This window comes from Parolsenella sp., assembly GCF_982402205.1.
Genome location: NZ_CEVYAT010000007.1, coordinates 1 through 26,785, shown reverse-complemented (window position 1 = coordinate 26,785; position 26,785 = coordinate 1). Strand labels below are relative to the sequence as shown.

General features: G+C 66.1%; 25 protein-coding genes and 1 other RNA gene. 22 read left to right on the top strand and 4 right to left on the bottom strand.

The genetic code is table 11. The features are described 5' to 3' along the window. From smpB to AC1VTH_RS01095, 18 genes are all read left to right on the top strand, one after another. On the top strand, positions 1-381 hold a 381-nt coding region (gene smpB, locus AC1VTH_RS01180; protein ID WP_481334297.1), incomplete at its 5' end, for an SsrA-binding protein SmpB. Positions 382-477: 96 nt separating this feature from the next. Continuing rightward, positions 478-708: an acyl carrier protein gene (locus AC1VTH_RS01175; RefSeq protein WP_293673394.1), complete on the top strand. Its 231-nt coding sequence runs from the start codon at positions 478-480 to the stop codon at positions 706-708. Positions 709-791: 83 nt separating this feature from the next. Continuing rightward, positions 792-1,156: a transfer-messenger RNA gene (ssrA, locus tag AC1VTH_RS01170) on the top strand. 184 nt (positions 1,157-1,340) lie between these two features. Further along, positions 1,341-2,258 (top strand): patatin-like phospholipase family protein, encoded by a 918-nt coding sequence (locus AC1VTH_RS01165; protein WP_481334295.1) that lies wholly within the window; start codon positions 1,341-1,343, stop codon positions 2,256-2,258. 168 nt (positions 2,259-2,426) lie between these two features. Then, on the top strand, positions 2,427-2,864 hold the full coding sequence (rplM, locus tag AC1VTH_RS01160; protein ID WP_293673392.1) for a 50S ribosomal protein L13: 438 nt from the start codon (positions 2,427-2,429) through the stop codon (positions 2,862-2,864). Between the two features lie 3 nt (positions 2,865-2,867). Continuing rightward, positions 2,868-3,263: a 30S ribosomal protein S9 gene (gene rpsI / locus AC1VTH_RS01155; protein WP_301830580.1), complete on the top strand. Its 396-nt coding sequence runs from the start codon at positions 2,868-2,870 to the stop codon at positions 3,261-3,263. Positions 3,264-3,562: 299 nt separating this feature from the next. Beyond that, a complete protein-coding gene (glmS, locus tag AC1VTH_RS01150; protein WP_481334292.1) occupies positions 3,563-5,407 on the top strand; it encodes a glutamine--fructose-6-phosphate transaminase (isomerizing) in 1,845 nt (614 codons plus the stop codon). Between the two features lie 170 nt (positions 5,408-5,577). Next, a complete protein-coding gene (gene acpS / locus AC1VTH_RS01145) occupies positions 5,578-6,069 on the top strand; it encodes a holo-ACP synthase (RefSeq protein WP_293673389.1) in 492 nt (163 codons plus the stop codon). A 7-nt stretch (positions 6,070-6,076) separates the two neighbouring features. Further along, complete coding sequence (locus AC1VTH_RS01140) at positions 6,077-7,711, top strand: NAD(P)H-hydrate dehydratase (RefSeq protein ID WP_481334290.1); 1,635 nt, start codon at positions 6,077-6,079, stop codon at positions 7,709-7,711. Positions 7,712-7,771: 60 nt separating this feature from the next. Next, positions 7,772-8,932, top strand: coding sequence for an alanine racemase (alr, locus tag AC1VTH_RS01135; protein WP_481334288.1), 1,161 nt, complete (start codon positions 7,772-7,774; stop codon positions 8,930-8,932). A gap of 14 nt (positions 8,933-8,946) precedes the next feature. Further along, the gene (locus AC1VTH_RS01130; RefSeq protein WP_481334286.1) at positions 8,947-9,576 is read left to right on the top strand and encodes a uracil-DNA glycosylase; all 630 of its coding nucleotides are present in this window, start codon (positions 8,947-8,949) and stop codon (positions 9,574-9,576) included. After that, entirely contained in the window at positions 9,573-10,100 is a 528-nt protein-coding gene (tsaE, locus tag AC1VTH_RS01125) for a tRNA (adenosine(37)-N6)-threonylcarbamoyltransferase complex ATPase subunit type 1 TsaE (protein ID WP_481334284.1), read from the top strand. Before AC1VTH_RS01130 ends, tsaE begins: the two co-directional genes overlap by 4 nt. An 84-nt stretch (positions 10,101-10,184) precedes the next feature. Then, on the top strand, positions 10,185-10,598 hold the full coding sequence (locus AC1VTH_RS01120; protein ID WP_481334282.1) for a Fur family transcriptional regulator: 414 nt from the start codon (positions 10,185-10,187) through the stop codon (positions 10,596-10,598). A gap of 79 nt (positions 10,599-10,677) precedes the next feature. After that, positions 10,678-11,262: an NADH peroxidase gene (locus tag AC1VTH_RS01115; protein ID WP_481334280.1), complete on the top strand. Its 585-nt coding sequence runs from the start codon at positions 10,678-10,680 to the stop codon at positions 11,260-11,262. Between the two features lie 3 nt (positions 11,263-11,265). Beyond that, the gene (locus tag AC1VTH_RS01110; protein WP_481334278.1) at positions 11,266-11,703 is read left to right on the top strand and encodes a DUF3783 domain-containing protein; all 438 of its coding nucleotides are present in this window, start codon (positions 11,266-11,268) and stop codon (positions 11,701-11,703) included. 172 nt (positions 11,704-11,875) lie between these two features. Beyond that, the gene (tsaD, locus tag AC1VTH_RS01105; RefSeq protein ID WP_481334276.1) at positions 11,876-14,275 is read left to right on the top strand and encodes a tRNA (adenosine(37)-N6)-threonylcarbamoyltransferase complex transferase subunit TsaD; all 2,400 of its coding nucleotides are present in this window, start codon (positions 11,876-11,878) and stop codon (positions 14,273-14,275) included. A 43-nt stretch (positions 14,276-14,318) separates the two neighbouring features. After that, a complete protein-coding gene (locus tag AC1VTH_RS01100) occupies positions 14,319-16,322 on the top strand; it encodes an NAD(+) synthase (RefSeq protein WP_481334274.1) in 2,004 nt (667 codons plus the stop codon). 30 nt (positions 16,323-16,352) lie between these two features. Then, on the top strand, positions 16,353-18,266 hold the full coding sequence (locus tag AC1VTH_RS01095) for a LuxR C-terminal-related transcriptional regulator (protein ID WP_481334272.1): 1,914 nt from the start codon (positions 16,353-16,355) through the stop codon (positions 18,264-18,266). A 39-nt stretch (positions 18,267-18,305) separates the two neighbouring features. Here the strand turns inward: AC1VTH_RS01095 and AC1VTH_RS01090 are convergent, their stop codons facing one another. The 3 genes from AC1VTH_RS01090 to AC1VTH_RS01080 are packed head-to-tail and all read right to left on the bottom strand — an operon-like array spanning position 18,306 to position 20,585. Next, the gene (locus tag AC1VTH_RS01090) at positions 18,306-18,644 is read right to left on the bottom strand and encodes a hypothetical protein (RefSeq protein WP_481334270.1); all 339 of its coding nucleotides are present in this window, start codon (positions 18,642-18,644) and stop codon (positions 18,306-18,308) included. Positions 18,645-18,693: 49 nt separating this feature from the next. Continuing rightward, complete coding sequence (locus tag AC1VTH_RS01085) at positions 18,694-19,383, bottom strand: ATP-binding cassette domain-containing protein (RefSeq protein WP_481334268.1); 690 nt, start codon at positions 19,381-19,383, stop codon at positions 18,694-18,696. Then, positions 19,380-20,585 carry a hypothetical protein gene (locus AC1VTH_RS01080; protein ID WP_481334266.1) on the bottom strand — a complete coding sequence of 402 codons (1,206 nt, stop codon included), beginning with the start codon at positions 20,583-20,585 and terminating at the stop codon, positions 19,380-19,382. The genes AC1VTH_RS01085 and AC1VTH_RS01080 overlap by 4 nt, the downstream gene beginning before the upstream one ends. A gap of 412 nt (positions 20,586-20,997) precedes the next feature. On the opposite strand from AC1VTH_RS01080, the gene groES reads away from it, so the two are divergent. The 4 genes from groES to ychF all read left to right on the top strand — a co-directional run bounded on the left by groES (position 20,998) and on the right by ychF (position 25,823). Then, entirely contained in the window at positions 20,998-21,288 is a 291-nt protein-coding gene (gene groES, locus AC1VTH_RS01075; RefSeq protein ID WP_293673406.1) for a co-chaperone GroES, read from the top strand. A gap of 89 nt (positions 21,289-21,377) precedes the next feature. Further along, positions 21,378-23,018, top strand: coding sequence for a chaperonin GroEL (gene groL, locus AC1VTH_RS01070; RefSeq protein WP_481334264.1), 1,641 nt, complete (start codon positions 21,378-21,380; stop codon positions 23,016-23,018). Positions 23,019-23,372: 354 nt separating this feature from the next. Next, complete coding sequence (locus AC1VTH_RS01065) at positions 23,373-24,653, top strand: 4Fe-4S binding protein (protein WP_481334262.1); 1,281 nt, start codon at positions 23,373-23,375, stop codon at positions 24,651-24,653. Between the two features lie 93 nt (positions 24,654-24,746). Beyond that, positions 24,747-25,823 carry a redox-regulated ATPase YchF gene (gene ychF / locus AC1VTH_RS01060; RefSeq protein ID WP_481334260.1) on the top strand — a complete coding sequence of 359 codons (1,077 nt, stop codon included), beginning with the start codon at positions 24,747-24,749 and terminating at the stop codon, positions 25,821-25,823. Positions 25,824-26,294: 471 nt separating this feature from the next. Here ychF and AC1VTH_RS01055 read toward each other — a convergent pair. Next, positions 26,295-26,785: LCP family protein (locus tag AC1VTH_RS01055; RefSeq protein WP_481334258.1), on the bottom strand; the 491-nt coding region annotated here is incomplete at its 5' end.

Here is a 26,785-nt window from a genome sequence, read left to right as displayed (position 1 = left end):
GTGCTCAAGGGCACCGAGGTCAGGAGCCTGCGCGAGCGTGCGTGCCAGATTACCGACTCGTTTTGTCTCATCCGCAACGGCGAGTGCTGGATGCATGGCGTGCACATCCCACCCTTCTCGCACGGCACGATTTTCAACGTCGACTCCGACCGAAAGCGCAAGCTGCTGCTGCACCGCAAGCAGATTGACTACCTCGACGGCAAGCTGCGCACGAAGGGCATGGCGCTCGTGCCGCTCGAGCTTTTGTTCGACGACCACAACCGCGTGAAGGTTGTCATAGGCCTGGGCCGCGGCAAGAAGCTCTACGACAAGCGCGCCGACATGGCCAAGCGCGACACCGACCGCGAGATCGCCCGCGCGCTCAAGGAGCGCAACCGCTAGATTGTGGCGACGAAGTCCCCCACGGGGGACTGGATGGGTATAGTAAGGCGCGACGAGAACGAGCCCGCGCGTTGGGCGCTATGAAGGGAGGCCACCATGGCCGAGGAATCTACGTACGACCGCGTCGTCAAGGTGCTGCAGGAGCAGGACGGCCTTGAGAACGTCGAGTTCACCCCCGAGACCACCCTTGCCGACCTTGGCCTGGATAGTTTGGCCGTCGTCGAGGCGATTATGGCCTGTGAGGACGAGTTTGGCGTCGAGTTTGACCCGGACTCCACTCCTCAGACCATTGGCGACTTTGTCGACCTCATCGACGAACTGCAGTAGTTCGGGGTAGAATCCCATACGCGGTGATGCCGCATCCGTTCCTTGAAAGCTCGCATGGTGGCCTTGTCCCCATCCACACCCGTGGGGGCGACTGGTTTCGACAGGGTGGTCCTGAGGTGGGCAGCAAGCCGTGGTCTCCTCGCCACGTTAAACAGGGGTACCGTCAAATTGAATTGACGACAACTCTTTCCAGGGCTCTTACGCCCTCGCTGCTTAATTAATTAGCGGCCGTCGAAGCGGGGATTTCTCCTGTTCCCGTGGAGACGTCATCTTAGGGAGATGCGCGCGCGGACGTGGCTGGTATGCCGTGCGCTAAGACCGAACCGGCTGGGACGCCGAGCGCGGGTCACGGAGTGTGACGCGTCCGAGACTTAATCGGTGACTGAGCTTGGAGACACCTGCCAGGGGACTGTTCTGGACCGGAGTTCGATCCTCCGCGCCTCCACCATGTACGCTTCGCCCTGCTCGCATTCGTGCGGGCAGGGCTTTTTTATGCCGAGAATAGCCTGATATGGCAGCTTGGGGGAGGGCGCTTCTTCACCGTCTGGCGGCGGCGTGCCGGATTATGTAAGCCAATGGGGTATAAGAGATGCAATGAAGGGTGCCCGACGGGGCTGGAAGAAGGAGGGCGCATGGCGCTGGGAATCTTTGGCAGGGGCAGGGGCGCCGAGACGCTCAACGCGATGGGCGCGCCCCGCACGGGCGTTGACCTGGTGCTCGAGGGCGGCGGCATGCGCGGCGTGTTCACCGCGGGCGTGCTCGACGTGCTGCAGGAGAAGGGCGTCTTTGGCTTTGACAACGTCTGGGGCGTCTCGGCCGGAGCCATCAACGCTGCGAGCTACCTCTCGCACCAGCAGGGCCGCTATCTGCGCCAGAGCCTCGCCTTTCGAGACGACCCGCGATTCATCAGCCTGTGGTCGCTCGCCAAGACGGGAGACATGACGGGCTCCGAGTTCATGTACCACACGGTGCAAGACGACATCGACCCCTTTGACTATGACGCGTTTGCCCAGCGTAGGAGCCGCTACATGGTCGTGGCGTCGAGCCTGGCCTTTGGCACGCCCACCTATCTCGAGATCAAGAGCCTGCCCGAGGACATCGACAAGGTGAGGGCGTCTGCCTCGCTTCCCGTCATCACGCGCACGGTGGAGCTCGAGGAGGGCCTGTTCCTCGACGGCGGCACCACGGACTCCGTGCCCATCGAGCACGCGCTCGAGGAGGGGGCCGACACCGCGGTGGTGGTGCTCACCCAGGACCGCGGCTACGAGAAGAAGGGCGCCTACGAGCTGCAGCGCCTGGCTGACCGTCGCTATGCGGGCTATCCCTACTACCTCGAGGCGATGCGCACGCGCGCCGCGCGCTACAACGAGCAGCGTCAGCACATCTGGGACCTCGAGGAGCAGGGGCGCATCGTCGTGGTGGCCCCGAGCGAGCCCGTCACGGTGGGCAGCACCTCGGGCTCGGACGGCGAGGGGCTGCTGCGTCTGTACCTCGATGGTAGGCGCCAGGCGCTGGCCACGCTCGACGCGATTCGCTCCCTGGGGGCGTAGGCGCGCAAGCCGCCGCGAACTTGTGCTGCTTTTGAGCAGACGAGGCCAAAAACCCAAGCGTTTTCCTTGAACTTTCCTGCGTGCGCGCTACACTTGGAAAGCTACTTTTGCTGAGCCCCGTAATCTCGTAAAAGTACAGAGCAACACGTAAGCACACGGAGGAGTCAAATGAAGTCGACTCAGTACGCCAAGCCCGGCGAGGTTACCCGCAATTGGGTCCTCATCGACGCTGAGGGCGCCACGCTCGGCCGCCTCGCCACGAAGGCCGCTATGATCCTTCGCGGCAAGAACAAGCCGCAGTACACCCCCAACACCGACACGGGTGACTTCGTCGTCATCATCAACGCTGATAAGGTCCAGCTTACCGGCGTTAAGGCCGACCACAAGCGCTACTGGCGCTACAGCGGTTGGCTGGGCGGCATGAAGTTCGAGAGCTTCAAGGAGGCCATGGAGAAGCACCCCGAGCGCGTCATCGAGCACGCCGTCAAGGGCATGCTCCCCAAGAGCACCCTTGGCCGTCAGCAGTTCACCAAGCTCAAGGTCTACGCTGGCCCCGAGCACCCGCACGCGGCCCAGAACCCCGTTCAGATTGATTGGAGGGCCTAACCGATGGCTGAGAACACCGCTGTCTACTATGGCACCGGCCGCCGCAAGGAGGCTGTCGCCCGAGTCCGTCTCGTCCCCGGCACCGGCAAGGTCACCGTCAACGGCCGCGACGCGCTGAACTACTTCGGCCGCCAGCAGCTCGTCGACGACGCCTGCGCGCCCTTCAAGGTTACCGACACCGTTGAGCACTTCGACGTCATCGCCCTGTGCGACGGCGGCGGCATCTCCGGTCAGTCCGGCGCCCTGCGCCTTGGCATCGCCCGCGCCCTCCTCGAGGCTGGCGACTACCGCGCCGACCTCAAGAAGGCTGGCTTCCTCACCCGCGACGCCCGTGCCGTCGAGCGCAAGAAGTACGGCCTGAAGAAGGCCCGCAAGCGCCCGCAGTTCTCCAAGCGCTAAGTCTTCTTGGAGTTGCCTGGGCTTGCCCCTTGCATCGCATTTTCGAGACCCGTCGGTTTTGCCGGCGGGTCTTTTTTTTGTGCCTAGAGGCCTGGCGCCTCGTTGGTTAGCCTCTATAGATTTGATGGTTGCTATAACAAGTGAGGAAGCTATACCTGCAGTTTTGCCGTGATAAGTTGAGCAACTTCACCTAGATTTCGTCTCGTGTCCCCAAAGTGCGCCGAGGGGTCTAGGGTTGGTACCCATGCATCTTCACACGGGCGCATAACCGGATGCGCCTCACGAACAGGGGAGACCATATGTGCGGAATCGTTGGCTACACGGGAAGCTCGCAGGCGGCGCCCTTCCTTATCGAGGGCCTCAAGACGCTCGAGTACCGCGGCTATGACTCGGCGGGCGTCGAGATCCTCGATGCCTCGGGCAAGCTGCGCGGGGTCAAGTGCGCCGGGCGCGTCTCGGCCCTGGCCGACCGCTGCAAGACCGAGAACCTGCGCTCCACCTGCGGCATCGCCCACACGCGCTGGGCCACGCACGGCGCGCCCACCGACCGAAACGCCCACCCCCACGAGAGCTGCGACGGTCGCATCGCCATCGTCCACAACGGAATCATCGAGAACTACCGCGCCCTGCGCGAGGAGCTGCAGGCCCGCGGCCACACCTTCAGGAGCGAGACCGACTCCGAGGTCGTGGCGCACCTCGTCGAGGAGGCCATGAGTGGCGCCGCGGCGGGAAACCTGCTCGAGGCCCTGCGCCTCGCCACCCGCAGGCTCGAGGGCTCGTGGGCCATCGTCGCCATGAGCGCCGACGAGACGGGCGTGCTCGCCTGCGCTCGCAAGGGCTCGCCCCTCGTGCTCGCCTCGACCGAGGGCGGCGCCTACGCCGCGAGCGACATCACCGCGCTTGCGGGCGTCACCTCCCACGTGTTGCAGCTCGATGACGGCCAGCTCGCCCGCATGCTGCCGACTGGCGAGGTCGCGGTCTATGACGAGCAGGGCGATGCCGTGGCCGAGCCCGACTCTCTCGACATCGACTGGGACGCCTCGGCGGCGACCCTGGGCGGCTACGACGACTTCATGGCCAAGGAGATCGCGGAGCAGCCGGCCGCCGTCGAGCGTCTCCTCGAGGGTCGCTTTGCCGATGGCCGCGTGCTTCTCGACGAGCTCACCCTCTCCGACGAACAGATCGCCCAGATCGACCGCGTCTACGTCGTTGCCTGTGGCACGAGCCTGCACGTGGGCCTGCTCGCACGCCGCCTCATCGAGAGGTGGGCGCGCATCCCCGTCGTGGCCGAGGCCGCGAGCGAGTTCATTTACGAGGACGTGCTCGTGACCGACCACACCCTCTGCGTGATTATCACCCAGTCCGGCGAGACGGCCGACACCCTCGCCGCCGCCCGCAAGATGCGCGCCGCTGGCGCCAATGTGTTCGCCATCACCAACGTGCTGGGCTCTACGGCTGCGCGCGAGAGCGATGGCGTGCTCTACATCAAGGCCGGCCCCGAGGTCTGCGTGGCCTCGACCAAGGCCTACACCGCCCAGATGGTGGCTGCCTCGATTCTGGCGCTGCTGCTGGCCCAGAAGAACGGAAGCATGGCGACGGGCGAGGTGGGCCGCAAGTTCCGTGAGCTGCGCCACGTGCCCGACCTCATGCGCACGGTGCTCGACCGCAGCTGGCAGGCCAAGGCCGCGGCTCACGACTTCGAGCACGCGTCGTCCGCGCTGTTCATTGGTCGCGCCGCCAACTCCGCCACCGCCTCCGAGGGCGCGCTCAAGCTCAAGGAGGTCAGCTACCTGCATGCCGAGGCCTACCCCGCGGGCGAGATGAAGCACGGTCCCATCGCCCTGCTCGAGCCGGGCTTCCCCGTGGTGGCCATCTGCCCGCGCGACAACGTGCGCGACAAGATGTTCTCGAACATCCAGGAGGTCATCGCCCGCGGCGCCACCTGCGTGGCCGTTGCTACCGATGGCGACGAGGACGTGGCGGCCGTTGCCAACCGCGTGATGTGGATCCCGGAGTGCCCCGACAACATCGTGCCCATCGTGGCGGTGCTGCACCTGCAGATGCTCGCCCGCTACGTGGCGCTGGCCCGCGGCTGCGACGTCGACAAGCCGAGGAACCTCGCCAAGTCGGTGACGGTGGAATAGAGACTGGCTGCAAGGCGTCGTTCCCGGCGACGCGTGCTCGCCCCGCGTACCCGCGCGTCGCCAGCGTCTCTCGCACGCCGGCGACACATATGAACCTCTCGATGGCGGCTCGCGCTCGAAGCGGGCCGCCATCGCGCTAGACTAGGAGAGATACCGAGGACGGGGGAGACATGGCACTGGCTGGCGTTGGCGTCGACATAGTCGAGATTGCGCGTATGGAGCGCATCCTCGAGCGCACGCCGCGGTTTGCCCGCCGCGTCTTCACGGACGAGGAGCGCGCCTACTGCGAGTCGACCGCGCGCCCCGCGGCCCACTACGCCTGCCGCTTTGCCGCGCGCGAGGCCACGCTTAAGGCCCTGGGCTGCGGCTTTGGCCCGGGCATTCGCTTCGACGACGTGAGCGTCGCGGCCGATGCGTCGGGAAGGCCGCAGGTCGAGCTTCGTGGCCGCGCGGCCGAGGTCGCGCGCGAGAAGGGCGTGTTGTCGGTTGCCATCTCCCTGTCGTTCACGCGCGAGATGGCCGTGGCCAACGCCGTAGCCACCACCGCGCAGACGGCCCCCAAGGCCGAGACTGCCCGCGACCCCCGTCGCGAGCTTGCAGAATCATTCAGGGAGGCGCGCTCCGTCATCGATGAGCTCGAGCGCGTCACGGACGGAAAGTGAGTTGGGCATGCAGCCTGTACTGAATATCGAGGACGTCCGCGCCGTCGAGACCCGTCTGGCCGACGCCGGCGTTAGCATCTCTGAGCTCATGCACCGCGCCGGTGCCGCCGCCGCGCAGGAGGTCCTGCGCCTGGGCGACGTCTCGCGCGCCGTGGTGCTTGCCGGATTTGGCAACAACGGCGGAGACGGCTGGGTCGCCGCCGAGCAGCTCAAGGCCGCGGGCGTCGACGTGCGCGTCGTGACGCCCTGCGAGCTCGACCAGCTCCGCAGCGACCTTGCCCGCATGGTGGCGAAGGCCGCCGTCGAGGCGGGCGTCGTCTACGTCGCCGGCCCCCCGCGCGACGAGCTCGACGTTCTGCTCGGCGGCTGCGACGCCGTGCTCGACGCGATGCTGGGCACCGGCTTTCACGACGCCCCCGTTGCGCCCTTCTCCATCTGGATCGACGCCCTCAACTCGTCTGGCGCCCGCGTGGTGTCCGTTGACGTTCCGAGCGGCCTCTCCGCCCAGACGGGCCGCGCGCCCGGCGCCGTGGTGGTGGCCGACGTCACGATCACGATGCTCGCCCTCAAGCCGGGCCTGCTGAGCGACGACGGCCGCGACGTCTGCGGCTCCATCGTCGTGGCGCCCCTGGCCGAGCAGACCGCCAAGCTCGTCTATGAGGCCGACCCTGTGGCATGGCGCTGCGAGACGCCCGACTACCTCGATGTCCTCGTGCCTCCCACCTGCGTGGTCGACAAGTACACGCGCGGCAGCGTGCTCGTCGTGGGCGGCTCCACGCGCTTCCCGGGAGCCGCGATCATGGCCGCCAAGGCCGCGGCTCGCGCCGGCGCCGGCTACGTGACGCTTGCCGTGCCCGAGCCCATCGCCAACCTCTGTCGCGCGCACCTGCTCGAGATCCCCGTCGTGGGCCTGCCGGCAGATGCCGACGGCACCTTCTCCAACGCCGCGCGCGCCCAGGTGGCCGAGCTCGCCGCCCGCCGCTCCGCCGTGCTCGTGGGCCCCGGCATGTGCGTGACGAGCGGTACGGTGGGCGTCGTCTCGACCCTCATCGAGACCGAGGCCCCGCTCGTCATCGACGCCGACGGTCTCAACAGCCTCGCCCGCCTCACGAGCAACCGCCTCGACGAGTTCCCCGAGCTGCTGCGCCGCAAGGCTCCGCTCGTCCTTACCCCGCACCGCCGCGAGCTGGGAAGGCTCGTGGACCTCACTGACTCCGCCCCCACCACGCTTACGAGCGCTCTCGAGGCCTCGCGCCGCATCGTGTGGGCCGAGGGCGGCAGCGAGCTCGTCGTCGTCGCCAAGGGCACGGCGACTGCCTGCGTGGGCGTCGAGATTGCCCTGCTGCCCAAGCCGGGCCCCGCCTGCCTTGCCACGGCCGGCTCCGGCGACGTGCTTGCCGGCATCATGGCGGGCCTTCTCGCCCGTGGCGTCGAGACCCAGGGCCTGCCGACCCTTGCGGCCTTTGCCTGCGAGGTCCATGGCTACGCCGCCTCGATTGCCCAGGAGCGCTACGGCACGAGGGGTGTCATGGCCGCCGATATAATCGACTGCGTGGGCCTTGCCGTTGACGCGGTCGAGGACCGCGCTGCCTTTAGTGGCGCCGATGACGGCGCCGAGCAGGGTGACGACGCTCAGAACTAGCAACGAAGCCGGCCGCAGCGGGCCAATCCTGCGGCCGGCACCAACTCAGGGGGCAATCCCATGGCTCAGCACAGGTGTCCGGACACGCGATGGTCGTGGGTCGAGATCAACAAGGCGGCCCTGCGCCGCAACACACGCGCGTTCAAGGGCCTGCTCGAGCCGGGCGTGCGCATGATGGCCGTCGTGAAGGCAGACGCCTACGGCCACGGCGCCGTCGAGTGCGCCAAGGTCATGCACGCCGCTGGTGCCGACCAGTTTGCCGTGGCCACGGTGGCCGAGGGCCTCGAGCTGCGCCGCGCGGGCATCACCTGGCCCATCCTCATCCTGAGCGAGCCGCCCATGGAGTGCGTGCAGACGCTCGTCGAGAACGACCTGATGCCCAGCGTCTACACCCAGGAGTTTGCCTTGGCCTATGGCGAGTGCGCCGCGGCCTTCGACAAGGTGGGCAAGTACCACCTGGCCCTCGAGACGGGCATGACGCGCATTGGCGTCGACTGGCGCGAGGCCGTGGAGTTCCGTCGCGGCATCGACTTCCACCGCGGTCTTGCCTGCGCGGGAACCTTTACGCACTTCGCCACGGCCGACATCCCCGGCGACTGGACCTACGCGCTGCAGTATCGCCGCTTCTCCGAGGCGGTGGCCGCAATGCGTGGCGCCGGCATCGACTGCGGTCTCGTGCACTGCGACAACACGCCCGCCACGATCCTCTACCCCGAGACCCACCTTGACATGTGCCGCGTGGGCGTGGGCCTTTACGGCATGCAGCCGGCCGACTCCACGCGCCCGCACATCTCGCTCGAGCCGGTCATGAGCGTGCGCGCCCGCGTTACGCGCGTGGTCTACCCAGCCGTGGGCACGGGCGTGAGCTACGGCCAGACTTACTCGGTGGGCAGGCAGAACACCCAGATCGCTACGATCCCGGTGGGCTATGCCGATGGCCTGTCGCGCGCCCTGTCCGACAAGATGGACGTGCTGGTGCACGGCAGGCGCTGCCGCCAGGTGGGCCACATCTGCATGGACCAGTGCATGTTCGCCGTCAACGTCGACCCGCGCAGCGCGTCGCACCCCATGGACGAGGTGAGCTACGGTGACCTCGTGACCATCATGGGCTCCGATGGTGACCAGTGCATCACGGCCGACGAGCTCGCCGACATCAGGGATACGATCAACTACGAGGTCACGTGCAACTTTGGCGCGCGTCTCGAGAAGGTCTACGTCTAGACGAGGAGGAACGCATGTCGGTCATGCAGATCCCCGGTCACGAGGGGCAGAAGCCTGGCGAGGTCATGCTCGAGGAGATCGAGAACCTGCTGGGAGACTGCAAGCGCTGCGAGTTGGGGCAGACCCGCTCGCACATCGTCTTTGGCGTGGGCAACCCGCATGCCCGCGTCATGTTCGTGGGCGAGGGGCCGGGCAGAAACGAGGACCTCAAGGGCGAGCCGTTCGTGGGGGCCGCGGGCCACAAGCTCGACGCGCTGCTCTCGGCGGCCGGCCTTACCCGAGACGAGGTCTACATCGCCAACGTGGTGAAGTGCCGTCCGCCCGGAAACCGCAATCCCAAGCCCGAGGAGATCGAGGCCTGCTCGCCCTTCCTGCGCGAGCAGATCCGCTCCGTGTGGCCCGACGTCATCGTGTGCCTGGGCAACTTCGCCTCGCAGTGGGTCCTCAAGACCGACAAGGGCGTCATGAGTCTGCGCGGCAAGCTCTACCAGCAGGGACACTTCGTGGTGGCGCCCACCTTCCACCCGGCCGCATGCCTCTACCACGAGGACTGGCAGCCGCTGCTCGAGGAGGACCTGGCGCGCGTAGGGGCCTGGCTTGCCGCCAACCCCGCGTCCGCCGCGGGCGAGGAGGGGGCAAGGTGAGGGAGCTGACGCTTCGCTCGGTCTCGACCGAGCAGACGAGGGAGATTGGCGAGCGCCTGGGCAGGCTGCTCGAGGCGGGCGACGTGCTGGTGCTCACGGGAGACCTGGGCGCTGGAAAGACTCAGCTCACCAAGGGCATCGCCCGCGCCATGGGCGTCGAGGGCGAGGTCACGAGCCCCACGTTTGCGCTGGAGGCCGTGCACGAGGGCACGCAGATGCCCCTCTACCACTTCGACCTTTACCGCCTGCATGACGCCGACGAGCTGGGTGACGCCGGCCTGTGGGACGTGCTGGGCGGCGATGGCCCCTGCGTCATCGAGTGGGGCGAGCAGTTCGCTGACGAGATTGGCGACGAGCGGCTCGACGTCTTCGTGACGCGCCTCGAGGAGCAGGCCGCCTCCGGCGAAGAGCCCGAGCGCAGCGTTCGCCTCGTTGCCCACGACGCTCGTGGCGAGCAGGTCATCGACGCGCTCGCGGACGAACCCCTTGTGGCCGCCTTTCAGGTGTTTGCCAAGGATAACTAAATAGTAGAAAATTCCTATTGCGAATAGTTCTCAATAAGCTTATAGTCTTAGACAGCAAGCGGGGACGGACGGAAAGGAATTGCCATGCCAGCCAGGCAGACCATTCAGCGGGAGCTCATCGCAGGTGAGTTGCGCTCCATGGCCAATCACCCCACGGCAGACGAGGTCTTTGCGTCCGTTCACGAGAAGCACCCCACCATCAGCAAGGCTACGGTCTACCGCACGCTGGGTAGACTTGCGGATGAAGGCGAGGTCCTGCGCGTCAAGATCAACAACGGCGCGGATCATTTCGACCATCAGACACACGCCCACTACCACGTGCGCTGCACGGAGTGCGGCAAGGTCGACGATGTCGAGGTGCCCGTGCTCGAGAACATCGAGCGCGCAGCTGCGGCGGGAACTGACTACGTCATCACGGGTCACGCGCTGCAGTTCGACGGGATCTGCCCCGCTTGCCAGAGGGCTCGTGAGGCCCTCGAGCAGAAAAAGGGCGCATAGGCGTCTCGGTGGCAAAAGCGCCGCCGGTTGGAGAGGACGAGGACGGTTTGGGAGCCGTCCCCAAAGAAGGAGGTCCGTTATGGACAAGTGGGTCTGCAAGGTTTGCGGTTACATCTACGAGGGCGCCGAGCCTCCTGCGGAGTGCCCGGTCTGCCACGCTCCGGCCAGCCAGTTCAAGAAGGTCGAGGGCGAGCTCGAGCTTGCCGCCGAGCACGAGTACGGCGTCTATGACAAGACGGTCAAGGACAACCCCAACATCTCCGACGAGGACAAGCAGTACATCCTCGAGCAGCTGAAGGCCAACTTCAACGGCGAGTGCTCCGAGGTTGGCATGTACCTCTGCATGGCCCGCATCGCCCACCGCGAGGGCTACCCCGAGGTTGGCCTGTACTGGGAGAAGGCCGCCTACGAGGAGGCCGAGCACGCCTCCAAGTTCGCCGAGCTCCTCGGCTCCGAGCTCGAGCCCAACATGAAGGCCTCCACCAAGGAGAACCTCGCCTGGCGCGTCGACTGCGAGTTTGGCGCCACGCAGGGCAAGACCGAGCTGGCTGCCTGCGCCAAGAAGAACGGCCTGGACGCCATCCACGACACCGTCCACGAGATGGCTCGCGACGAGGCTCGTCACGGCAAGGCCCTCAAGGGTCTTCTCGACCGCCTGTTCTAAATCATGGGTGCCAAGACTTCAAAGAAGAAGCCTGGCAAGAAGGTCAAGCCCTCAAGGCCCGCATATGCGGTGCTCTGGGGGCTTGACCCCTCTTGCGGCAATGGCGCGCAGGTGGCGGCGGTGCTGCGCGAGGTCGGTGCGTCCGTGAGGGTCGCCGCGCCCAATCAGCTGGGCATGCCCGCGGGCCTCGTTGCGCGTGCGGGCGCGGGCGTGGCGGGCCCTGCCTATGACGGGCCGGTCCCCACCTGTGAGTTCATGTTGCTGTGTGGCTTCTCGAACGAGCAGGTCAACGGGCTCATTGCCAAGAGCCGCGAGGCGGGCTGCACCGTGGGAGCCAAGGCCCTGCTCACGCCGGCCAACAAGAACTGGCCGCTGGGCCGGCTCATCTGCGCCGTGGCCGGCGAGCACGAGGCCATGACCGGTGGTGAGCGGCAGGAGTAGGCGGCGGCGTCGCGACGGCCGCGCGTTGCCGTAAGCGTGGCGCCACGTGGCGTGAATGCGCACTCTCTTGCCGGCGCGCTTTGCGGTACGGGCGCGAGCCCTCGCGCCGCCATGCTCTCGGGCAGACGGCTAAACTGGATGGGTTAACCAAGTGCAAGAGAGGTTCTCACCCATGAGCGAAGCCAAAGCCGCCAAGATCATCCTTGCCGTCGACACCTCGACGGACATGCTTGCCTGCGCCGTTGGGCGCATGGACGAGCAAGGCGTCGAGGTGCTCGCGACGGGCGACCACCTGTGCCGCCGCCATGCCAATGAGGAGCTGGTGGAGACCTGCGCCAACGTTCTCGAGCGGGCGGGCCTTGCCCGCGGCGACGTCGACGCGGTGCTTGCCGGCCGCGGTCCCGGCTCGTTTACGGGCGTGCGCATTGGCATCGCCACGGCCAAGGGCCTCGCCTGCGGCCTCGAGTGCCCGCTCCATGGCACCTCCACGCTCGACGCCGTTGCCTGGACTGCCTGGTCGGCGGGCGTCCGCGGCCTGGTGGGCGTGGTGGCAGACGCCATGCGCCGCGAGGTCTACCCCGGCCTCTACCGGGTGGGGGAGGCCGGTCCCGTGCGCCTGTTCGAGGTCGAGTCCGTGGTGAAGACGCCCGCTGCCGTCGAGGCGTGGGCGCAGCGCACCGACCATGACCAGATCTGGCTTACGGGCGACGGCCTCAAGAAGTACCGTGCCCAGTTCGAGGCTGCGGGCTTCTCGCGCTTCGTCGACGAGGGTGCCTGGCACCCCACGGGCGAGGGCCTGTTGCGCGCCGCCGCAGCGAGCGGCGTGGCGTTTGGCAAGTCCGACGCCGCCGTCGACTCGGGAGACCCGGCACTGGTGCTGCCCGTCTACACCCGCCTCTCCGACGCCGAGGAGAACGAGGCCAAGCGTCTGGGCCTCGCCGAACCGGCGACCGTTGCCACCACGGGCTGCGACGATGCCCTGGCAGACCGTCACCTCCAGCTTCGCCCCATGAACGTCAACGACCCGGTTGTCGTGGCGGCGCTCGAGGCCGAGGTCTTTGCCCCCTCCAACCACACGCCCTGGAGCGAGCGGCTCTTCTCGGACGACCTTGCCGAGCCGGGCCACATCTGGTGGGTCGCGCACGATGAGGGCACCATCGTGGGCTATGCCGGCGCCGTCGTCGCGGGCTCCGAGGTCCAGATCTCCAACGTTGCCGTCGTCGAGTCGCGCCGTCGCGAGGGAATCGCGGCGAGGCTGCTCGCGCGCGTGACCTACGACGGCCAGATGCTGGGCGCCACCACCTCGGTGCTCGAGGTCGAGGCCGGTAACGCCGCAGCTCAGGCACTCTATGCCAAGCTGGGCTACGTCGAGTGCGGCCGCCGTCCCAACTACTATGGCCAGGGCCACGACGCCCTCATCATGCAGGCGGAGCTGCCGCTCGTGACGCCGAGCCGCCACGACACCCCAGACCCGCACGCCTCGCTTCGCCCCTGGCCCATCGTGACCGAGAAGCGCGGCGACGACGTGGCCTCCGCCATTGCCGCCGCCCCGCTTGTCCTTGCCATCGAGAGCAGCTGCGACGAGACGGCCATGGCCATCATCGACGGCTCGGGCGCCATCGTCTCGAGCGTCGTTGCCACCTCGATTGACTTCCACGCCCGCTTTGGCGGCGTGGTCCCCGAGATCGCCAGCCGCAAGCACGTGGAGGCTCTGGTGGGCGTCTACGAGGAGACCATGGTGCAGGCCGGCGCGCACTTTGGCGTCGACACGCTCGTGCCGGCAGACCTTGCGGCCGTGGGCGTGACTCAGGGTCCGGGCCTGGTGGGCGCCCTTGTGGTAGGCATCGCGTTTGCCAAGGGCCTTGCCGGTGCCGCCGACCTGCCGCTTATCGGCGTCGACCACCTCGAAGGACACCTCTTTGCCAACCTGTTCGAGACCCCCGACCTTAGGCCGCCCTTCGTGGCGAGCCTCGTCTCGGGCGGCCACACGATGCTCGTGCACGTGAGGGACTGGGGCAGCTACGAGGTGCTGGGCGAGACGATCGACGATGCCGTGGGCGAGGCCTTCGACAAGGTCGCCAAGGCCCTGGGGCTGGGATACCCCGGCGGCCCCGTCATCTCGCGCCTTGCCGAGAAGGGCAACCGCAAGGCCATCCACTTCCCGCGCGCGATGATGCACAGCGGCGACTACAGCTTCTCGCTGTCGGGCCTCAAGACGAGCGTCATCACCTACATCAACAACGAGAACCGCGCCGGCAGGCCCATCAACCTGCCCGACCTCGCAGCGAGCTTCGAGGCCGCCGTCATCGACGTGCAGGTTGCCAAGGCCGCCGAGGCCGTCGAGCGCACGGGCGTGAGCGACTTCTGCGTGGGTGGCGGCGTTGCGGCAAACCCGCAGCTGCGCGAGGCGTACAAGCGCAATTTTGGCCGCATGGGCGTGCGCGTCACGGTGCCGCCCCTCACGGCCTGCACCGACAACGCGGCGATGATTGCCCTCGTGGCCAAGCGCAAGTACGACCTGGGCGAGTTCGCCACCCTGCGCATGGACGCCGACCCCAACATGAGCCTGTAAACCAAGGGCGAGCAGCCCTCGACCTCGCTGCTAAGGAGAGCCAATGAGAGACGGATTCGTGCAGGTGGCGGCGCTGACGCCGGCGGTTCACGTGGCCGACGTCGACTACAACGTCGAGGCGTGCTCGGCCGCGGCACACGCGACGGACGCGAGCGTCATCGTGCTGCCCGAGCTTGCCATCACGGGCTACACCTGCGAGGACCTCTTCTGGCAGGACTCCCTTCTCGCGGCTGCCGAGCGGGGCCTGGCGATGCTCGCCGCCTCCACGGCGGACCTCGACGCGCTCGTGCTCGTGGGCGTGCCCGTTCGCGTGGCCGCCAAGCTCTACAACTGCGCCGCCGCCCTCTGCCATGGCGAGCTGCTGGGCCTCGTTCCCAAGCTCAACATTCCCACCTACGGCGAGTTCTACGAGGGCAGACGCTTCTCGCGCGGGCCTCGCGACGTGACGCTCGTGCGCTTTGCCGGCTATGACGAGGTGCCGTTTGGCGCCGAGCAGCTCTTCGAGTGCGAGAGCGTGCCGGGCCTGGTCGTTGCGGCAGAGATCTGCGAGGACCTCTGGGTACCCAACCCGCCCAGCACCGCCGCGGCGCTTGCCGGCGCCACGCTCGTCTGCAATCTCAGCGCGTCCAACGAGCTCGTGGGCAAGGCCGACTACCGCCGCGGCCTCGTGAGCTCCACGAGCGCGCGCCTCGTCTGCGCCTATGCCTACGCGAGTGCCGGCTGGGGCGAGTCGACCCAGGACGTGGTCTATGGCGGGCACTGCCTGGTGGCCGAGAACGGTCGCGTGGTGGCCGAGGCCAAGCCGCTCGATGACGCCGCGCTCGTCGCGGCGGGCGAGGCGGGTGGCGTCCGTGGTGCCGCCTCTGTGGTTGACCTGGGCCTTCTTGCACACGACCGCATGCGCATGTCGACCTTTGAGGTCGATCCCGCGGCCGCGGGGTTCGTGACCACCCTCTTTGACCTCGACGTCGTCGATGAGTCGCTGGATGGTCGCTTCGTCGACCCGCATCCGTTCGTGCCGGCCGACCCCGCCCGCAGGGCCGAGCGCTGCGAGTCGATCTTCTCGATCCAGGCGCACGGTCTGGCAAAGCGCCTGGCCCACACGCACTCCAAGCGCGCCGTCATTGGCGTGTCGGGCGGCCTCGACTCGACGCTGGCGCTGCTCGTCTGCGCGCGTGCCTTTGACCTGCTGGGGCTCGAGCGCTCCGGCATCCTTGCCATCACGATGCCTGGCTTTGGCACCACGAGCCGCACTCACGACAATGCGGCGGCCATGAGCGAGGCGCTGGGCTGCAAGCTGCGCGAGATTGGCATTGCCGCAGCCGTTCGCCAGCACTTCGCAGACATTGGCCATGACGAGGCGGACCACTCCGTGACCTACGAGAACGCGCAGGCCCGCGAGCGCACGCAGATTCTCATGGACGTGGCGAACAGGGAGGGCGGCCTGGTGGTTGGCACGGGCGACCTGTCCGAGCTGGCGCTTGGCTGGGCCACCTACAACGCCGACCACATGAGCATGTACGGCGTGAACGCGGGCGTGCCCAAGACGCTCGTGCGCCACCTCGTGCGCTACGTGGCAGACGACGCGCGCGAGCGGGGCAACGCGGCGCTTGCCGACGTGCTGCTCGACGTGCTCGACACGCCGGTGTCGCCCGAGCTTCTGCCCGCGACCGGTGACGGCAAGATCTCCCAGAAGACCGAGGACCTCGTGGGGCCGTACGAGCTGCACGACTTCTTCCTCTACCAGGTGCTTCGCTGCGGGTTTGGCCCGCGCAAGGTCTATCGCCTGGCGCTCGAAGCGTTTGGTGGCCGCTACGCGAGCGGTGCCGATGCCGACGATGCCGCGGTGGGCACCTATGATGCCGAGACGATCATGAAGTGGCTGCGCAAGTTCTACTGGCGCTTCTTCTCGCAGCAGTTCAAGCGCAGCTGCCTGCCCGATGGTCCCAAGGTGGGCAGCGTCGCGGTGAGTCCCAGGGGCGACCTACGCATGCCGTCCGACGCCTGCGTGAACCTCTGGATTCGCGAGCTCGACGAGCTGGGGTAGGCTGTGGGCGAACGGCGGACACTCCCTTGCATGAGCCCGGGGACGGTCCTGCCGCTCGTCTGGTATTCGCTGCTCATGGCAACGCCGCAGGTGCTTGCCCTGCCGAGCCCCTTTGGCTGCGACGGGCTCTCGCTGGCGTTCTCTGCGCTGGTGCCCGCGTTGTCCTTGGCGGGCCTTGCAGGTAGTGCCATGGGCGATGCGCGCGCGGGCAAGGGCGCTCGCCGTGGCATTGTCCGCGCCGGGCTGGTGGCATCAACGATCTACCTCGTGGCTTCTTGGTGGACTTTGGCGATGGCGTCTTGGCGCACGGCGGGTCACGCGCCGACTATGGGGATAAGCCTTGCGATAGGCGTCGTCGCCAGTGTGTGTGGCGCTTTTGGCATGTTTGCGTGCTGCTCTCTTGTTGCTCGCCGACACGTTGATGGGGTCAGGTCCGACCGCTGCAGGTTGCTGGCGCTTTTGTCCTGCGCACTGTTCGTGCCTGCCATGCTTGGCTTTGTTGCTCGCATACTGCCCAACTGGACGCTTGTGCGCGTCTCGGCCTCCGCTGCGGGCGCCGATGGCAAACTTCTCGCGGAAGCTCTGTCTCTGGGCACCTTTGGCGGCGCGCCGGGCGCGCAGCCCCTTGATGCGGGCTTGTTCGCCCCTGCCTTCTTCACGGCTGCGGGCTGTGTCGTTTGGGCTGCCGCGAGCGTTGCGGCTGGGCTGCTCGCCTCTCGAATCGGTCGCTTCCCGATTGAGGTGGCCCTGCGAGGGTATTGCTCGGGCTATTTTCTTACATGGGTGGCGTGCTCTGTCTTTCCCGCTCTTGCCCGCGTGCTCATATGGAACGCCGCGGTCCCTGGTGCTCTTGCGGCACTGGCGGTGGCGCTCTGCGGGGTCGCTCTTGCCTTTGGCCGCAAAGGCGAGAGGGGAAGGGGCGACGACGCGGTGCGGAACATGGCGGTGTCCTTTGACGGCTCGGGTCTCTCTCCTCGGGAGTCGCAGGCGGTTGCCCTGCGTCTGGAGGGGCTTTCGTCCTCTGAGGCGGCGAGGAGGATGGGCGTCAGCGCGTCGACGGTGAGAAACCTGCAATCCCGTGCGGCGGGCAAGCTCGGGACTCCGCTCGATGAGCTCGCAGACACCCCGTCAGTCCCTTCGATAGATGATGCATCCGTCTCGGGAGACCTACCGGGGTATCTGCGCTCCATATTGCTCGCGGCGCTTCTCGGAATAGTTCTCTTGGGCTTCTCTGCCGGTGGCAGCTGGTCTTGTGAATGCACAAGGACAATGATCCTGGGCCTCTGCCTCGTCTTTTATGGTTTTGCTTGGCGCCCCGTCGGCAAGGTCGCTGCAACATGGCACTCCTCGCTTGCGTGCCTCTTTGTGGGCTGGCTGCTGGGGCTCAACTCGCTGCTTGCGGTTGCGTGCGCCCTGCTGGCGCTTGGGTGCGTGCTGGCTGGGGCCGCGTCTGGGGCATGCGCGCTGGGGGTACGCGGGAGAGGCGCCCTTGCCCCCGCCGGCCTGGGAATGGCTCTTGGAGGCTATTCCGCTGGCCTGGCGCCTCGTCTGCCCGCGTTGCTCGCGCTGGCCGCAAGTGGCGAGGGGGCCATGGCCTGTGCCCTGACGATGGGCCTTGTCTCGGGCGCTTTTCTCGTTGCGGGGATTACCTCCTGCGTGGGCGCTGCGAGTCGTGCGCTTGGCGTGGAGCTGGGTGCCAACGAGGCCAATGCGAAGGGGCGACCGCGCGATGTCGTCAGCTACCTGGCGAGTCGGGGGCTCAGCGCGACCCAGGTGGAGGTGGCTTTGTTGTTGGCCAAGGGACAGAGCGGCCCCGACGTTTGCGCCGGGCTTCACCTCTCGCTGGGGGCCGTCAACTCGGCCCGCCGGGCAATCTATCAAAAGCTGGGTGTCCACTCCCGTGGGGAGCTGGCTGCGCTCATTGACGAGGCGACAGGGCAGTAAAGTGGCCGCCCGATTAATCGGACGGCCACTACCTTGCTCTTACCAGGTGCTGTAGTTGCACTTAAGGCGACTTACGGTTCCCGGGAAACCATCCTTTGGGCTGAATCCCGCCGCGCTCCAGAGGACGGTGGTGCTCTTCAGGCTGTATCCGCTGCGATACGAGAGGCTCCTATAGATCTTGTCGTAGCAAGAGACGTTGTGAGAAGAATCGTTTGCGCTTGCGAAGGCGCTGTAGGTATCGAGTACGTCATCGACGAGAAGGTAGGGGGCTATGATTCCTCCTTCGCGCGCATATGCCGGCGTAGCGACAGCTGCAACGGGGGCAATCGAGCATGCGAGTAGAACTGCTAGCAGGCATTTCTTTGCTCTCTTGAACATGGTTCCTCCTATTTGACCGCTTGCGGCGACTGCTGAATTGCCCTCCTTTCTACTCGAATAGCTTGCGGTAATGGGTGGCGCAGGTGCCGGGATGGTTCCTTGTGCAGGCGAGGCACTCGATCTTGCGGCCCACGATGAAGGTGATGCGGTCGCACGATTGGTCGACGTTTGCCAGGTTGTGAGTGGACATGACGATGGAGCGCCCGCCGCGTACGTAGGAACGCATCGCCCTTGTGACAACGGTGACGTTGGTGGGGTCAAGCGCGCTCATGGGCTCGTCGAGAAGCAGGATTCTTGCCCCCGTTGCCATGGCGCAGGCGATTGCGGCGAGTTGCGCCATTCCTTGCGAGCACTTGCGTACCGGCAGGTCGAGAAAGGCCTCGATGCCGAGGTGCGTGACGAGCTTGCCAATGTCTACCCGGGACTTCCAGCAATCTCTGGCAAAGGCGATGTTCTGGAGGACGGTTGCGCGCGTGCTGAGGGCGTTGGGCGTGGGCAGGTAGAAGACCGACCTTCTCCATCTGGGCAAGTCGGGTGTGCCGTCATCGATGCCGTTGGGGATAATCTTGCAGCTCACACGGTCATCCCAGGGCTCCCAGACAGACTCGAGCAGTGTGGTCTTGCCGCTTCCGTTGGGCGCAACCAGCCCCGTGACGGTACCTGCGGGGATCTCGAAGCGCGCGTCGCTAAGCACCTGCCTGTTGCCGCGGCGGACGGAAAGGCTGACAAAGGTGGTCATGAGAACCTCCTCTCCAGACGCCTTGAGGCGACCTTCTCGCGCAGGGCGCTTGCAAGCAGGGCCAGCAAGGCCAGGACCGCCGCTGATGCCAGGAGCGTCATGCAGCCAAGCTCCCACGTCGTGCCGGGAATCACGCGGATGTCGAGTCCGTTGGCGTAGACCGGCATGCCCACAATGCTTCCGCATGAGAGATACGAGCTGGGAAGGTGCCGCGCGATGGCTCTCCAGCCCTCTGACTGCGAGGCATAAAGGGGCATGAGCGGCAGCGCGAGCAGGGCGAGCGCCGCGGCGAGACCGGTGCGGGGGAGCGCGGACTCCACGGCCGCCGCAAGCGCTGCGGTTGTGAGCGCGCTGGCGCCTAGGAGCGCCGCATCGCGAGCGAGAAGCTCGCCAATGCTGCTTGAGCAAACGGTTCCGTCGACGATGCTCACCACTGGATAGGCGAGGCTACCCAACCCGCTTCTCACAAGGGCGAGAAGTACGGCCGGGGCAAGCTCGATGGCAAGTACGGCCATTGCGAGGACGGCCGCCGTGCCGAGCGTGACCATGCGTTTCCCTGCTTGGGAAACGGGCGCCGCTTGTTCGAGCGTTCTTCTGCCAAGCCGTCGCTGTGACGCCGCTGCTAGCAGAGCCACAGGAAGCAGAGGAACAATGCCGGGCATGAGGCCGAGGACAAAGGCCGCGTAGTAGGTGGCTGGCATGACGGCCGCGGTGGGATAGACCTCGGGGTACTCGAGGCTCGCCAGCTGATGGACGAGCTCCGAGCGGGCGCAGAGGCTCGGGTCTGGCTCGGCGTATCCCGCCCTCGCGCTCTCGATTTCAATGTCGAAATAGCGTGCATAGGCTGCAAAGAAATCGCTGCTCGGATACGGGGCGCTCGTGGCATCCCCGAGGGCGTCGAGCTCGCGTGCGTTGATGTCCAACAGGGCCTCTGGCGCGGAGTCAAAGACGCCGCCGCTCATGTTGGCCGATAAGATCTCCAGCGTCTGGCGAGCCTGCTGCTGACCTACCGCCTGGTTTGACAGGGTGGGATACCCCACCAGCGCCGGAAGCAGAAGCAGCAACTGCACGAGTATGAGAGCTGCGAGCGTCGACCTGTCGGCGAGGCAGGCACGCAGCGTTGAACGGGCGAGGGCTGCAAGCGGGGCTCTTGGCTTCGCTGCGGCCAACGTACTGTTTGAGGTGCGTGCGTCCTGAGACATCTCTGCTCCCTTCTCCGGCCTGAGCGCATCGTCTCCCGGGAGGGGCACGCTGTCTGTAGACAGTTCGTATGAAAGAAGGGACAAGGCTGTCTACAAGGCGTCTACCTCGCTGTTCATCTCGGAGTAGTTTTGGGGTGCCCGTTGCGTGTCCGCGTGAGGTGCGCCTGCGGTGCCGCGATGCCTGCGCCCTGCTCGGCCAGACCCTGGTCCTGCGCCGTGGCGCTGAGATTGTGCCGTTCGGCTGCACTCACAAAATCTAAGCGCGCTCAAAGAAGATTTTTTCATTTCTCGTTGTTATATCGAGAAGTGCTGGGTACCATTTCTAGCGTTGGTAACTAGCGCGCGGCACGCCGCCGCGCCAGCGACTGGCGTCAACGCAACCCGCCAGCGCTCAAGAAGGAGGTTCTTGGATATGACTCTGAAGCCGCTTGGAGACCGCGTTCTCGTTAAGCCCGCCCCCAAGGAGGAGAAGACCTCGACCGGTCTGTACATCTCCAGTGGCGCCCAGGAGAAGCCGCAGCGCGGCGAGGTCATCGCCGTTGGCGCCGGCAAGTTCAACGACAAGGGCGAGCGCGTCGCCATGGACGTCAAGGTTGGCGACCAGGTCTACTACGGCAAGTTCGGTGGCAACGAGGTCAAGGTCGACGGCGAGGACTACCTGCTGCTTCGTGCCGACGACATTTACGCCGTCATCGAGGACTAGCTCAGTGCGGGCCCGTCCCGCTTGCATCTGATTGATCGCCGCGCAAGGCATGACTCGGCCCAGCGCGGCTGCTAGAAAGGAAGCCACCAATGGCTAAGAACATCATGTTCGGCACGGACGCTCGTGCCAAGCTCGCCAAGGGCGTCAACACCCTGGCCGACGCCGTCACCGCCACCATGGGCCCCAAGGGTCGCTACGTTGCCCTCGAGCGCTCCTACGGCGCCCCCACGATTACCAACGACGGCGTGTCCGTCGCCAAGGAGATCGAGCTGAAGGACCACGTGGAGAACATGGGCGCCCAGCTCGTCAAGGAGGTTGCCACCAAGACCAACGACACCGTGGGTGACGGCACCACCACCGCGACCCTGCTCGCCCAGGTCATCGTGAACGAGGGCCTGCGCAACGTCGCCGCCGGCGCCGACCCGCTGGCCATCCGTCGCGGCATCGACAAGGCCGTCAACGTCGTCGTCGCCTCGATGAAGGACTCCGCCAAGACCGTCGACACCAAGGAGCAGATTGCCTCCGTTGGTACCATCTCGGCCTCTGACCCGCAGGTTGGCCAGAAGATCTCCGACGCCATGGAGGTCGTGGGCAAGGACGGCGTCATCACCGTTGACGAGGACAAGACCAACTTTGGCATCTCCGTCGACACGGTCGAGGGCATGCAGTTCGACAAGGGCTACATCTCCCCGTACTTCGCGACCGACAACTCCGCCCAGGTCGCCGAGCTCGAGAACCCCTACATCCTCATGACCGACCAGAAGGTCTCCAACATCCAGGACATCCTGCCTGTCCTCGAGGCCGTTCAGAAGTCCGGCTCCTCGCTGCTCATCATCGCCGAGGACGTCGAGGGCGAGGCCCTCGCCACGCTGATTCTCAACAAGCTCCGTGGCACCCTGAAGATCGCCGCCGTGAAGGCCCCTGGTTACGGCGACCGTCGTAAGCGCATGCTCGAGGACATCGCCGTCCTCACCGGTGGCCAGGTTGCCATGGAGGAGCTTGGCATCAAGCTCGCCGACACCACCGCCGAGATGCTCGGCCGCGCCAAGTCCGTCAAGATCACCAAGGACAACACCACCATCGTCTCCGGCGCCGGCTCCAAGGCTGCCATCGACGAGCGCGTTGCCCAGATCAAGGGCGAGCTCGAGCACACCGACTCCGACTTCGACCGTGAGAAGCTCCAGGAGCGTCTCGCCAAGCTCTCCGGTGGCGTGGCCGTCATCAAGGTTGGCGCCGCTACCGAGGTCGAGCTCAAGGAGATTAAGCACCGCATCGAGGACGCCCTGCAGGCCACCCGTGCGGCCGTTGAGGAGGGCATCGTTGCCGGCGGCGGCGTCGCGTTCCTCGAGGCCCTGCCCGAGCTCGACAAGGTCGATGCCACCGACGAGGAGAAGATCGGCGTCGAGATCGTGCGCAAGGCGCTGACCGCCCCGGTCAAGAAGATCGCCGAGAACGCTGGCTTCGAGGGCTCCGTTGTGGTCGAGAAGATCAAGAGCCTGCCCGCCGGCCAGGGCCTCAACTCCGCCAACGGCGAGTGGGGCGACATGATCGAGATGGGCGTGCTCGACCCTGTCAAGGTCTCCCGCGTGACCCTGCAGAACGCCGCCTCCGTCGCCAGCCTGATTCTCATCACCGAGGCCACGGTTACCGACGAGCCCAAGGACACCACGATCGAGGAGGCCATCTCCGCTGCGGCTGCCCAGGGCGGCCAGGGTGGCGGAATGTACTAAGCCCGATCGCCGGCTCGGTCGTTAGATGACGAAGCCCCGGATCGTCGTTGCCCGCAAACGTCCTCGCGCGCTACGCGCGCTGCGGAATGTTTGCTTGGCAACGCCGACCGGGGCTTCTGCTGTTTTCGCCGTCGATGCGTAGCTAACGTGCGGGGAGTGCGAGCGCATGGGGTGGCTATTCGCCTGCGGCGGCACGGGCCGGATGCCCGGGGCTCCCGGGCGTTGGTCGTAAACGTCCTCACGCACTTTGTGTGCTGCGGGATGTTTGCTTGGCAACGCCTGGGAGCTCTATTGGGCGCGGTATCATTGAACAGTTATGCCGCCGGGGAGCGGCGTTGCTCGAAAGGGAGAGACATGGCCGAGAAGCGGGATCTGCTCGACGAGTTCATCGACATACGCAACGACTGGCAGGCGCTGTCCAATCCCGTGACTGACGTTGCCAATGCGCTGTCGGCCAATCCCGAAGAGGTCAAGACCTGGAATCCGGCAGACTACAAGGAACGTCCTCGCGCCAACGTCAACAACTGCGTGGCCTGCAAGGCCGGAAGCGAGAAGGCGTGCACGTTGTGCCGTGACATCTGCCCGGTCAACGCCATCGACATGTCCGAGGGCGGCATCGAGATCGCCGACACCTGCCGCAAGTGCGGCCTGTGCTCGGCTGCTTGCCCGTCCGAGAGCTTCACCGCGTTCCAGATTACCCCGCGCAAGCTCTACGACCGCATCGTTCGCGCCGCCACGGCGTTCGAGCACGCCTATGTCACCTGCACGCGTGCGCTGGGTCGCATGCCCGAGGGCAACGAGGTCGTACTGCCCTGCGTGGGGTGCGTGCCCACCGAGGTCTGGTACGCCATTCTCGCCGACTACCCCAACGTCTCGGTCTACCTGCCGCTTGGCATCTGCGACCGCTGCCGCAACACCACGGGCGAGGACGCGCTGGCCGAAAACATTGGCGCCGCGGAGGAGCTCGCGGGCAAGGGCATGGGTGTCGAGATCGACGAGAAGGCCCTCGACCACACCAAGAACCACGAGTTCGAGCGCCGCGAGTTCATCAACAGCATCGGCAAGCAGGGCATGAATGCTCTGGGCGCCGTGAACCCGGCCATTGCCGCCGCGCGCACCATCACCAAGAAGCTCGACGAGAACACGCGCCGCATCAACGCGCTCACCCGCTCGATCGAGGGCGCCTCGGCTCCCGCTCCGGCACGCAAGCGCCGCATCCTCACGCAGCGCAGGCAGCTGCTGCTCTCGACGCTGCAGCGTCACCCCAAGTATGCGGTGCGCTTCAAGCCCCAGCGCCCGGTGTGCGACTCCGAGCGCTGCACCTCGTGCGGCGAGTGTGTCGACATCTGCCCCACGCACGCCTGCGAGCTGAGCGAGAACGGCATCTTCTCCGTCGAGGCTTCCTACTGCAACGAGTGCGGCGCGTGCCTGCGCGCCTGCGGCGAGAAGGCTCTCGCGTTCGAGAGCTACGACGCCGCCGAGCTCGTTGTCCCCGACAAGGAGGAGGTCGAGCGCAAGAAGCGCCAGGCCGAGCAGAAGGCCGAGGTTGAGAAGCTCAAGAAGCAGGGCATGGAGCAGCTCAAGCGCGGCCTCGACTTCCTCGACAAGCTCGACCTTGGTGGCAACGACAACTAGGTAAAACCGCCCGATTCGTTGGGCTGAACGTATGGCGCCAGCGCCCCCGCTGGCAGCTGGGCCAGGCGCCCGGCAGCTCAGGAAGGAATGAATGTGTCTCTCTCCATCGGCATCGTTGGCCTGCCCAACGTTGGCAAGTCCACCCTGTTCACGGCCCTCACCAAGAAGGGCGGTCTTGCGGCCAACTACCCCTTCGCCACGATCGAGCCCAACGTGGGCATCGTCGACGTGCCCGACGGCCGCCTGCAGAAGCTTGCCGACATCGTGCACCCGGGCCGCATCGTGCCCGCCACGGTCGAGTTCGTCGACATCGCCGGCCTGGTCAAGGGCGCGAGCGAGGGTGAGGGCCTGGGCAACCAGTTCCTGGCCAACATTCGCGAGACCGATGCCATCTGCGAGGTCGTGCGCTACTTCTCCGACCCCAACGTCATGCGCGAGGTTGGCCGTACGGCAGACTTCGTCGACCCCGCGGGCGATGCCGACACGATCATGACCGAGCTCATCCTCGCCGACATCCAGACGCTCGAGAAGCAGATTCCCAAGCTGGAGAAGGAGGCGCGCCGCGACAAGGAGCTCGCCCCTAAGCTCGAGGTAGCAAAACGCCTGGTCGAGTGGCTGAACGACGGCAACCGCGCCGCCACCATGGACATGACCGACGACGAGCGCGCTGCCGCCCGCGAGCTCTTCCTGCTGACGCTCAAGCCCATCATCTACGTTGCCAACGTCGACGAGGACGACCTGGGCGCTGACCTTGCCCCCATCGATGGCATCAAGCCCATTCCGGTGTGCGCCAAGATCGAGGCCGAGCTATCCGAGCTCGACGCCGAGGAGGCCGCGGAGTACCTGGCCGACCTGGGCATCGAGGCGAGCGGCCTGGACGTTCTCGCGCGTGTTGCCTACAGCACGCTGGGCCTGCAGAGCTACTTCACGGCTGGCGAGATGGAGGTCAAGGCCTGGACGATCCCCGTGGGCGCCAAGGCACCGCAGGCCGCCGGCGTCATCCACTCAGACTTCGAGCGCGGCTTCATTAAGGCCGAGGTCGCGAGCTACGAGGACTACGTTGAGCTGGGTGGCGAGCAGGGTTGCAAGGCTGCTGGCAAGCTCCGCATGGAGGGCAAGGACTACGTCGTGGCTGACGGCGACGTGATGCACTTCCGCTTCAACGTGTAGACGTGTCCGACGACGGGCCTGGTTTTGCCTAGACGCTCGATGGCGGGGCAGAGCATGCCTTCGTGAAAGGACAGATTGCTGCGCAATCTCCCTTAGCCTTTCACTTCGGCATGCTCCGCCCCGCCTGACGTTTGCGAGGGTTGTCCAGGCCCGCCTGCTGTTTACGGTGTTGCGAGGACGCTGCGTCGCCGGGCCATTACTAGGTCCGGTTGCCGGGGTGTAGGGAAAAGGGTGAGGCTGGCTGGCGCCAGCCTCATTTTTTAGGGATTTGATGCGCAAATCGAAAAAAGACAGCAAGTAGGTAACCTCTGACGATGATGCTGAGCAGCCCCCCTTATGTTGGCAGCTGCCAACTGGCGGTTTGCTGGGTGAGAAGCCTGGCCACTTTGGAGGACGCCGAGTGAGGTTACCTATTTGGCGTGTTATTTGGCCGAGCTGTATTCTGCCTAATGGCTACGCCGCTTGTCGAGCCTAGTTTGCGTTGGCGGCGACGCCGGCGGTGGGGTCCTCGGAGCTGTCCTCGTAGGGCGGCAGTCCCTGGCCTACGCGGCTCATCATGGTCTGCCACTTTGCCTCGTCTACACGCTCGTACCAGATACCGCCCTCATAGCTGCTGGTAGTGGGCTCAAGAGCCGAGTAGAGGTTCGTGCTCATGTTGAACCCAACGAAGCGAGCGCCCAACAGCATGAGCTCGATGCCCGTGATGTCGGTGGACACGCTGTTGCTCGCGGTGTTGAGCGTCGCCAGCAGCGTGAAGGGGTTGCCGCTCAGGGCCTTCTTGAGAATGGCGCCCAGCACCATGCGCTGGTTGGCCGTGCGGTAATAGTCGCCTGCTCCGTACTTGTCGTAGGCGTGGCGCGCGCGGCAGAGCTTCAGGGCCTGGTCGCCGTTGAGGGTCTGCACGCCTGCCTTGATGTCGGCGCCGGTGTACTCGGGGTCGTAGACGTCCACCGGCACGTTGA

Excerpts from the sequence above, each read along its gene's own strand:
- alr (WP_481334288.1), top strand. The coding sequence starts at position 7,772 with ATGGCTCAGCACAGGTGTCCGGACACGCGATGGTCGTGGGTCGAGATC.
- rpsI (WP_301830580.1), top strand. The coding sequence starts at position 2,868 with ATGGCTGAGAACACCGCTGTCTACTATGGCACCGGCCGCCGCAAGGAG.
- AC1VTH_RS01085 (WP_481334268.1), bottom strand. The coding sequence starts at position 19,383 with ATGACCACCTTTGTCAGCCTTTCCGTCCGCCGCGGCAACAGGCAGGTG.
- rplM (WP_293673392.1), top strand. The coding sequence starts at position 2,427 with ATGAAGTCGACTCAGTACGCCAAGCCCGGCGAGGTTACCCGCAATTGG.
- tsaD (WP_481334276.1), top strand. The coding sequence starts at position 11,876 with ATGAGCGAAGCCAAAGCCGCCAAGATCATCCTTGCCGTCGACACCTCG.
- AC1VTH_RS01175 (WP_293673394.1), top strand. The coding sequence starts at position 478 with ATGGCCGAGGAATCTACGTACGACCGCGTCGTCAAGGTGCTGCAGGAG.
- AC1VTH_RS01120 (WP_481334282.1), top strand. The coding sequence starts at position 10,185 with ATGCCAGCCAGGCAGACCATTCAGCGGGAGCTCATCGCAGGTGAGTTG.
- AC1VTH_RS01165 (WP_481334295.1), top strand. The coding sequence starts at position 1,341 with ATGGCGCTGGGAATCTTTGGCAGGGGCAGGGGCGCCGAGACGCTCAAC.
- AC1VTH_RS01130 (WP_481334286.1), top strand. The coding sequence starts at position 8,947 with ATGTCGGTCATGCAGATCCCCGGTCACGAGGGGCAGAAGCCTGGCGAG.
- glmS (WP_481334292.1), top strand. The coding sequence starts at position 3,563 with ATGTGCGGAATCGTTGGCTACACGGGAAGCTCGCAGGCGGCGCCCTTC.
- AC1VTH_RS01095 (WP_481334272.1), top strand. The coding sequence starts at position 16,353 with ATGAGCCCGGGGACGGTCCTGCCGCTCGTCTGGTATTCGCTGCTCATG.
- acpS (WP_293673389.1), top strand. The coding sequence starts at position 5,578 with ATGGCACTGGCTGGCGTTGGCGTCGACATAGTCGAGATTGCGCGTATG.
- AC1VTH_RS01065 (WP_481334262.1), top strand. The coding sequence starts at position 23,373 with ATGGCCGAGAAGCGGGATCTGCTCGACGAGTTCATCGACATACGCAAC.
- groL (WP_481334264.1), top strand. The coding sequence starts at position 21,378 with ATGGCTAAGAACATCATGTTCGGCACGGACGCTCGTGCCAAGCTCGCC.
- AC1VTH_RS01080 (WP_481334266.1), bottom strand. The coding sequence starts at position 20,585 with ATGTCTCAGGACGCACGCACCTCAAACAGTACGTTGGCCGCAGCGAAG.
- AC1VTH_RS01090 (WP_481334270.1), bottom strand. The coding sequence starts at position 18,644 with ATGTTCAAGAGAGCAAAGAAATGCCTGCTAGCAGTTCTACTCGCATGC.
- AC1VTH_RS01110 (WP_481334278.1), top strand. The coding sequence starts at position 11,266 with ATGGGTGCCAAGACTTCAAAGAAGAAGCCTGGCAAGAAGGTCAAGCCC.
- AC1VTH_RS01115 (WP_481334280.1), top strand. The coding sequence starts at position 10,678 with ATGGACAAGTGGGTCTGCAAGGTTTGCGGTTACATCTACGAGGGCGCC.
- groES (WP_293673406.1), top strand. The coding sequence starts at position 20,998 with ATGACTCTGAAGCCGCTTGGAGACCGCGTTCTCGTTAAGCCCGCCCCC.
- AC1VTH_RS01140 (WP_481334290.1), top strand. The coding sequence starts at position 6,077 with ATGCAGCCTGTACTGAATATCGAGGACGTCCGCGCCGTCGAGACCCGT.
- AC1VTH_RS01100 (WP_481334274.1), top strand. The coding sequence starts at position 14,319 with ATGAGAGACGGATTCGTGCAGGTGGCGGCGCTGACGCCGGCGGTTCAC.